Source organism: Streptomyces sp. STAM6 (assembly GCF_054963715.1).
Genome location: NZ_JBUEFZ010000068.1, coordinates 1 through 7676, shown reverse-complemented (window position 1 = coordinate 7676; position 7676 = coordinate 1). Strand labels below are relative to the sequence as shown.

Sequence of the window (7676 nt, the reverse complement as noted above, 5' to 3'; positions counted from 1 at the left end):
GCCCCTTCCTATTCCAGGGGCAGCCGCGGCAGCACGCCCGAGCGGGCCAGGCGCGCGTACCAGTGGGCGCTCGCCTTGGGGGTGCGGACCTGGGTGGCGTAGTCGACGTGGACGATGCCGAAGCGCTTGCCGTAGCCGTAGGACCATTCGAAGTTGTCCATCAGCGACCACAGGAAGTAGCCGCGGACGTCCGCGCCGTCCGCGAGCGCGCGGTGCACGGCCTCCAGATGGCCGTGCAGATAGCGGATGCGGTCCAGGTCGTGGATCGTGCCGTCGGCGGCGGGCTTGTCGGCGTACGCCGCGCCGTTCTCGGTGATCATCAGCGGCAGGTCCGGCACTTCGCGGGTCCAGCGCATCAGCAGGTCGTACAGCCCGGTCGGATCGACCGCCCACCCCATCTCCGTGAGTTCGCCCGGCTGCTGGTGGAAGGCGACCCCCTCGGCGGCCGGCCAGGGCGAATGTTCGCCGGCGCCGTGCCCGTCGGCCTCGGCGGATCCCGTGCTGTCGGGGGCGGCGGACACCACGGTGGGCGCGTAGTAGTTGATCCCCAGCCAGTCCAGCGGGTGACGGACGACGGCCGGGTCGTCGCCGTGGACGAAGGACCAGTCGGTGAGGCGCGCGGTGTCCGTGAGCAGATCGTCGGGGTACGCCCCGTGGAGCATCGCGCCGGTGAAGATCCGGTTGGCCAGCGCGTCGATCCGGCGCCGGGCGTCGAGGTCCGCGGGATCCTCGCTCCGGGCCCTGACGGCCGCGGTGTTGAGGCTGACCGAGACCCGGGCCGGTGCCGCGGCCGCGGAGCGCACGGCCCGGGCGGCCAGGCCGTGGGCCAGATTGAGGTGGTGGGCGGCGCGCAGGGCGGCGACCGGGTCGGTGCGTCCCGGGGCGTGGACGCCGGAGCCGTAGCCGAGGAAGGCGCTGCACCAGGGCTCGTTGAGGGTGATCCAGTGCCGGACGCGGTCACCGAGGGCGTCCGCGACGAGACGGGCGTAGTCGGCGAACCGCTCGGCGGTCGCGCGCTCCGGCCAGCCGCCCGCGTCCTCCAGCTCCTGCGGCAGGTCCCAGTGGTAGAGCGTGAGGACGGGGGTGATGCCGTGGGCGAGCAGGTCGTCGGTGAGCCGGCGGTAGAAGTCGAGGCCCCGCTGATCGGCCGGGCCCCGGCCACCGGGCTGCACGCGTGGCCAGGACACCGAGAAGCGGTAGGCGTTCACCCCGAGGTCCGCCATCATCCCGACGTCCTCCGCCCGGCGGTGGACGTGGTCGGCGGCCACGTCGCCGGTGTCGCCGCCCAGCGTCCGGCCGGGCGTGTGGCTGAAGGTGTCCCAGATGGACGGGGTCCGGCCGCCCTCCCGGGCGGCGCCCTCGATCTGGTACGCGGCGGTGGCGGTGCCCCACAGGAAGCCGGGCGGAAAGCTGACGGTCATGGCGGGCTCCCGATGCGAGGAGGGGAGGGGAGGGGAGGGAGACGGGCGAGTCGGCCGGGCGGGCCGGGACGGGAATGACGGGGTCGAGGGATGACGGGTGAGAGGACGACGGGTGAGGAGGTGAGGGGTGAGGGGACGACGGGTGAGGGGACGACGGGTGAGGAGGTGACGGGGTGCGGGGCTGCGGAGGTGTCAGCCCTTGACGGCGCCCTGCATGATGCCGCCGACGATGTGCTTGCCGAAGATCACGAAGACGAGCAGCAGCGGCAGGGTCCCGAGCAGTGCGCCCGCCATGATCACCGACTGGTCGGGGATATGGCCCCGGCCGAGACCGGTGAGCGCCACCTGCACCGTCGGGCTGCCGTTCTGGGTGAGGGCGATGATGGGCCAGAAGAAGTCGTTCCAGGCCATGACGAAGGTGAGCATGCCCAGCACCGCCATGGCCGGCCGGGCGGCGGGGAACACCACGTGCCACACGACGCGCAGGCTGCTCGCACCGTCCACGCGGGCCGCCTCGATCAGCTCGGTGGGCAGCGCCTGCAGCAGGTACTGCCGCATGAAGAACACCCCGAAGGCGCTCACCAGGGTCGGCAGGACGACGGACTGGAGCCGGTCGGTCCAGGAGAGCTCGGCGATCAGCATGTAGAGCGGTACGACGCTGAGCTGCGGCGGCACCATCATCGTGCCGATCACCAGCAGCAGGAGGAGGTTCTTCGGGCGGAAGCGGAGCTTGGCGAAGGCGAAGCCGGCGAGCGTGGACGTCAGTACCGTACCGGCCGCGACGGTCGTGGCGACGATCGTGGTGTTGAGGAGCGCGACGCCCATGTTGGCGTCGGTCCAGGCGATTTCGAGGTTCCTGAAGAGGTTCGAGCCGAACCAGAAGGGAGGAGGCGTCCGGGCCAGCCGGGTGTTGCTCCGGGACGCCGCGATCGCCGTCCACACCAGTGGAAACAGCGAGACCGCGGTGAAGACGATCAGCGCGGCACGGGCGACCCGTCCGCCGCGCGGGTGACGGCCCGCGCGCTCGGCTTTCCACACGTCGTCTCCTCGTCTCTTCCGTCTCGTCAGGCGCTCTTGCGCAGACGGCGCGCGAGCAGCCAGTTGACCGCCCCGACCAGCAGCAGGATCAGGAACATCGCCCAGGCGATCGCCGACGCCCGGCCGAGGTGCAGGTTCACCCAGCCCTGCTCGTAGAGATAGAGGCCGAGCGTCTGGAACTGGTGCTCCGACCCCCCGGTCGCGCCCGCGCTGCCGTTGAACAGCAGCGGTTCGCCGAACAGCTGGGTGGCGCCGATCGTCGAGACGACGCAGGTGAAGAGGATGGTGGGCCGCAGCGAAGGGACCGTGACATGGCGGAACTGCTGCCAGCGCGACGCGCCGTCCAGCTCCGCCGACTCGTACAGGTCGTGGGGGACGGACTGCATGGCCGCCAGGTAGATCAGCGCGTTGTAGCCGGTCCATCGCCAGATCACGATCGTGGACACCGCGATCTGCGAGGTCCAGCGGCCGTTCTGCCAGTCGACCGGGTCGATCCCGACCAGCCCCAGTCCCCAGTTGATCATCCCGTAGTCCCGCCCGAACAGCAGCACGAAGACCAGTGTCGCGGCGGCGACGGAGGTCGCGTACGGGGTGAGGGCGGCGACGCGGAAGAACGTGGACCCGCGCAGCCGCTGGTTGAGCAGATGAGCGATGCCGAGCGCCATGAGCAGTTGGGGCACGGTCGACAGCAGACCGATCGTGACGGTGTTCCTCAGGGCGTTCCAGAAGAACTCGTCCTCCAGCAGCCGCGTGAAGTTGCGCAGCCCCACCCACTCCATGTCGGTGGGGGCGGTCAGCTCCACGCGGTGGAGCGAGGCCCAGCCCGTGTAGAGGAGGGGGAAGAGCCCGAAGGCGGCGAAGAACAGGAAGAACGGCGCGACGAGGGCGTACGGGCTCCACCGGATGTCCCACCGGTACACCCTGCTCCGCCACGCGCCCCGCTCACGGCCCGCCGCGCGGACACCCGCGGCCGCGGCCCCCGAGGAGCCCGGGGCCCATGCCGAGGGCGGTTCGGCATCGGTGGCCTCGCCCGGCACGCCGCTCACTGGTCCAGGGCGTTGTCGATCGCCGCCACCGCCGCGTTCCAGCCCTCCTCCGGTGACGCACCCTTCTGATCGACCTGCAGCATGCCGACGTCCGCCAGGTTCTGCGCGATGATCAGGTCCTTCGGTCCGACGATGGTGACCGGGACGCCCTGCGCGGCCTGCGAGAAGATGCGGCCGATGGGCGCGTCGCCGAAGTACGGGTGCCGGGCGCCGGAGACCGCCGGCAGACCGTACGCCGCGGACGCGCTCGGGAAGCTGCCGCGCTTCTCGAAGAGTTTCGCCTGCTGCTCGGGCGCGGTCAGCCAGGCGGCGAGCTTGACGGCCTCCGCCTTGTTCCGCCCGGTGGAGGGGACCACGAGGAAGGAACCGCCCCAGTTGCTGGGCCGCGGCGCGGGTGCGACGTCCCACTTGTCCTTGCCCGCCGGGCCCGCCTTGTCCTGGATGTAGCCGAGCATCCAGGCGGGGCAGGAGACGGTGGCGAAGGTGCCGTTGGCGTATCCCTGGTCCCAGGCGGGCGTGAACTGCTGGTGCTTCCCGGTGAGTCCCTCCGTCGCGAAGGAGGCCGCGATGTTCCACGCCTCCTTCACGGCCGGGTTCGTCTTGTAGACGACCTTGCCCTCCTCGTCGTAGAAGCGCCTGGCGCTGCTGCCCGTGATGGCCGCCATCACCCCGGACGCGGAGTCCACGAAGGCCGTGCCCTTGGGCGCCTTCGCCTTGAACCGCTTGCCGGCGGCCAGGTACTTGCGCCAGTCGCCGGCCCACAGCCTGCCCACCGCCTCCCGCTCGGTGGGCAGGCCGGCCTTGGCGAAGAGGTCCTTGCGGTAACAGATGCCCTGCGGCCCGATGTCCGTCCCGAGCCCGACCGTCCTGCCGTCCGCGGTGGTGGCCTGGGCCCACTTCCAGGGCAGGAAGCCGTCCTTGCGCACTCCCGCGGCGCGACCCAGGTCCTCCAGCTTGTCCGCCTGGGTGGCGGTGATCTCCGCGATGTTGTTGACCTCGACGGCCTGGATGTCGGCGAGGCCGCTTCCGGTGCCGAGGTGGGTGAGCAGCTGCGGGTAGTAGTTCTCGTTCCGCTCGATGGACGTCTGCTTGATGACGACGTTCTTGTTCAGCCTCATGTACTCGTCGTAGAGGCCGGCCTCCTTGAGGCCGAACGCGCCGAAGACGCCCACCGTCAGCGTGATCCTGCCTTCGCCGACGCCGTTCGGTCTGCCCGCGGCCGCGGGCTCGTCGCCGTCCTGGGCGCAGCCGACCAGGAGCCCCGCACCGAGTGCGGCGACGACCGCGAGGGCCGCCCCCCGGCGGGACGTGCGGGTACCTGTGCGCATGCGTCCTCCTGGTACGGAACAGTGGGTTCTTCCCGGACAAGGTGCGTGGGCCGAACATATCGAAGCCCCGCCTCCGGCTGGGGCTCCGGAGCCGCGTGGGCGCGCCCGGGCGGTCTCCCGCCGCGTATGGGAGCGCTCCCACACTGCCTTGCCCCGGAAGAGTGCTCCCGGCGGACGCGCGTGTCAAGAACCTGGGCGCCCCCGTCTTGGGAGCGCTCCCACCCAGGTTCGGCGGGGGACCGGTACGCTCCCGCTGGAGGCGGTACCGGGGGGAGCCTCGAGTGAACTGGTCACACACGCGTGCGAGGGGAGACCGATGGCGGTGAGTGGACGGCGGACCGGCAGGCCCACGCTGGAGCAGGTCGCGGCCCGGGCAGGGGTCGGCCGCGGCACGGTGTCGCGGGTGATCAACGGCTCCCCCCGGGTCAGTGACCGGGCGAAGGAGGCGGTCGGCCGGGCCATCGCCGAGCTGGGGTACGTTCCCAACCGCGCCGCCCGGGCGCTGGCGGGCGCGCGTACCGATGCCGTCGCGCTCGTCATACCCGAGACGGAGGCCCGCCTCTTCGCCGAGCCGTACTTCCTGGACATCATCCGGGGGGTGAGCGCGGAACTCGCCGACGCGGACGTCCAGTTGCTGCTCACGCTGGTCCGCTCCAGCAAGGAGCGCCAGCGCTTCGAGCAGTACCTCGCCGCGCAGCGGGTCGACGGCGTACTGCTGGTCTCCGTCCACGGCGACGACCCGCTGCCCGACCTCGTCCGCGAACTGCGGTTGCCCGCCGTGCTCAACGGCCGCCGCTCGGCGGCCGAACCCGTGCCGTACGTCGACTCCGACAACGTCGGCGCCGGCCGCTCGGCGGTGGACCACCTGGCCGGCCGGGGCCGCCGGCGGATCGCCACCATCACCGGCCCCCTCGACATGTACGCGGCCCAGTGCCGACTCGACGGCTACCGCCAGGGAATCGAGGCGGCCGGCCTCCCGGCCGACGAACGACTCGTCGCCCCGGCCGACTTCACCGAGGAGGGCGGCCGCCGGGCCATGCGCGAACTGCTGGCCCGTTGCCCCGACCTGGACGGGGTCTTCGCCGCGTCGGACGTCATGGCGGCGGGCGCCCGGGGTGTCCTGCGCGAGGCGGGCCGCCGCGTCCCGGACGACGTGGCCCTCGTCGGCGTCGACGACTCCGCCGTCGCCCGCCACATGGATCCGGCGCTCACGAGCGTGCGCCAGCCGATCGAGGAGATGGGCCGGGTGACGGCCCGCGTCCTGCTCCAGGAGATCAAGGGCGAGACGGGCGGCCCGCGCCGGCTGGTGCTCCCCACGGAGCTGGTGGTCCGGGACTCCACCTGAGTCGCCGGGTCTCGCCGGTTGTCAGTGCCCTGTACGACACTGTGCCCATGGCGAGGCGTCCCCGGGTCCAGTGCCCCGTATGTGAAGGGATCTATGCCGGCGTGCCCACGAGTACCTTCGGCATGGTCTCCGTCCACGACCACAAGCGCACGCCGCGCGCCCTGGTCCTCTGCGAGGGCAGTATGCGCCGGGTCCCGGCGGTGGACGCGCTCGGCCACCAGGAGGAGCTGCCGGGCACGGCGGCCCCCGGACAGCGGGGCGACGACCCCACCCTCTTCTGACGCCCGAATCCCTGGGAAGCGGCTCTGTGTACGCCCGTACACAGCGATGCGTACACTCGTACACATGGGATACGGACTGCTGGCCGCGGCCATAGCGGCGGAGGTGGCCGGGACCACGGCCATGAAGTACAGCGACGGGTTCGGCAAGCTGTGGCCCTCGGTCGGCGCGGTCGCCGGGTATCTGCTCGCCTTCGCGCTGCTCGCGCAGACACTGAAGGTGATGCAGGTCGGCACCGCGTACGCGATCTGGGCCGGGGTGGGGACCGCGGCCGTCGCCGCGATCGGCATGCTCTTCCTCGGCGAGTCCGCCGGACCGGCCAGGCTCGCCGGGATCGCCCTCGTGATCGCCGGAGTCGTCCTGCTCAACCTCGGCGGGGCGCACTGATGGCGGCGGCGCGCCGGTACGACCCCGAGCGGCGCCGGCGGATCATCGACGCCGCGATCCGCGTGGTGGGCCGTTCGGGCATCGCCGGGCTCAGCCACCGCACCGCGGCTGCCGAGGCGGACGTGCCGCTCGGCTCCACCACCTATCACTTCAAGACCCTCGACGACCTCCTCGTGGCCGCCCTTCGCCAGGCCAGTGAGGGCTTCGCGAAAGTCGTACGCGAACACGGGGGCACCCTCGACGACCCGGACCGCGACCTCGCCGCCGAACTGGCCCGGCTGACCGGCCAGTGGCTGAACGGCGACCGCGCCGGTGCGGAGCTGGAGTACGAGCTCTACCTCGCCGCCCTGCGCCGCCCCGCCCTGCGCGCCGTCGCCGCCGAGTGGTGCGAGGAGGTCTCCGAGTTGCTGGCCCGGCGCACCGACCCGCGCACCGGCCGTGCCCTGGTGGCCCTGCTCGACGGCATCTGCCTGCAAGTGCTGCTGACGGGCGGGCAGTACGACGAGGAGTACACGAGGGACGCGCTCGCACGCGTGATCGGGGCGTCCCGGTAACGGTTTTCCGAGACCTTCACCGCGCGAGGCGCGCCCGTCGGCGGCGCGGGGCGTTGTGGGACGCGGCGGACCGGGTGGCCGGCGGTCCGGCTGACCAGCCGGATTTGCAGACCCCCGAAGTCGGCCGGGGTCTCACGTGGCGTTCGGGGTGAGTTGTCCCTTGGGTGTGGCTCCGCCGCAGTGCTCGCAGGAGATGACGACGGTGCCTTCGTAGATGAGTGCGACGGTGTGGGTGCTGCGGCATTCTCGGCAGGGGGCACCGCGGAGCTGTCCCTGTA

General features: G+C 71.9%; 8 protein-coding genes. 4 read left to right on the top strand and 4 right to left on the bottom strand.

Features of this window, described 5'->3' with window-relative positions; genetic code table 11:
• Positions 1–8: 8 nt before the first annotated feature.
• The 4 genes from ACY34K_RS33485 to ACY34K_RS33470 form a co-directional block, all read right to left on the bottom strand.
• On the bottom strand, positions 9–1421 hold the full coding sequence (locus ACY34K_RS33485; RefSeq protein WP_462753982.1) for a GH1 family beta-glucosidase: 1413 nt from the start codon (positions 1419–1421) through the stop codon (positions 9–11).
• Positions 1422–1613: 192 nt separating this feature from the next.
• A complete protein-coding gene (locus ACY34K_RS33480) occupies positions 1614–2489 on the bottom strand; it encodes a carbohydrate ABC transporter permease (RefSeq protein WP_462753984.1) in 876 nt (291 codons plus the stop codon).
• Positions 2486–3496, bottom strand: a complete 1011-nt coding sequence (locus tag ACY34K_RS33475) for a carbohydrate ABC transporter permease (RefSeq protein ID WP_462753983.1) — start codon at positions 3494–3496, stop codon at positions 2486–2488. Before ACY34K_RS33475 ends, ACY34K_RS33480 begins: the two co-directional genes overlap by 4 nt.
• Before the next feature lie 5 nt (positions 3497–3501).
• Positions 3502–4833, bottom strand: a complete 1332-nt coding sequence (locus ACY34K_RS33470) for an ABC transporter substrate-binding protein (protein ID WP_462753981.1) — start codon at positions 4831–4833, stop codon at positions 3502–3504.
• 316 nt (positions 4834–5149) lie between these two features.
• Here ACY34K_RS33470 and ACY34K_RS33465 point away from each other — a divergent pair, with 316 nt between their 5' ends.
• From ACY34K_RS33465 to ACY34K_RS33450, 4 genes are all read left to right on the top strand, one after another.
• The gene (locus ACY34K_RS33465; RefSeq protein ID WP_462753979.1) at positions 5150–6178 is read left to right on the top strand and encodes a LacI family DNA-binding transcriptional regulator; all 1029 of its coding nucleotides are present in this window, start codon (positions 5150–5152) and stop codon (positions 6176–6178) included.
• A gap of 101 nt (positions 6179–6279) precedes the next feature.
• A complete protein-coding gene (locus ACY34K_RS33460) occupies positions 6280–6459 on the top strand; it encodes a hypothetical protein (protein WP_462753978.1) in 180 nt (59 codons plus the stop codon).
• 64 nt (positions 6460–6523) lie between these two features.
• Positions 6524–6844: a DMT family transporter gene (locus tag ACY34K_RS33455; RefSeq protein WP_462753976.1), complete on the top strand. Its 321-nt coding sequence runs from the start codon at positions 6524–6526 to the stop codon at positions 6842–6844.
• The gene (locus ACY34K_RS33450) at positions 6844–7398 is read left to right on the top strand and encodes a TetR/AcrR family transcriptional regulator (protein WP_462753974.1); all 555 of its coding nucleotides are present in this window, start codon (positions 6844–6846) and stop codon (positions 7396–7398) included. Before ACY34K_RS33455 ends, ACY34K_RS33450 begins: the two co-directional genes overlap by 1 nt.
• The last annotated feature ends 278 nt before the right edge of the window (positions 7399–7676 follow it).

Excerpts from the sequence above, each read along its gene's own strand:
- ACY34K_RS33455 (WP_462753976.1), top strand. The coding sequence starts at position 6,524 with ATGGGATACGGACTGCTGGCCGCGGCCATAGCGGCGGAGGTGGCCGGG.
- ACY34K_RS33465 (WP_462753979.1), top strand. The coding sequence starts at position 5,150 with ATGGCGGTGAGTGGACGGCGGACCGGCAGGCCCACGCTGGAGCAGGTC.
- ACY34K_RS33485 (WP_462753982.1), bottom strand. The coding sequence starts at position 1,421 with ATGACCGTCAGCTTTCCGCCCGGCTTCCTGTGGGGCACCGCCACCGCC.
- ACY34K_RS33450 (WP_462753974.1), top strand. The coding sequence starts at position 6,844 with ATGGCGGCGGCGCGCCGGTACGACCCCGAGCGGCGCCGGCGGATCATC.
- ACY34K_RS33470 (WP_462753981.1), bottom strand. The coding sequence starts at position 4,833 with ATGCGCACAGGTACCCGCACGTCCCGCCGGGGGGCGGCCCTCGCGGTC.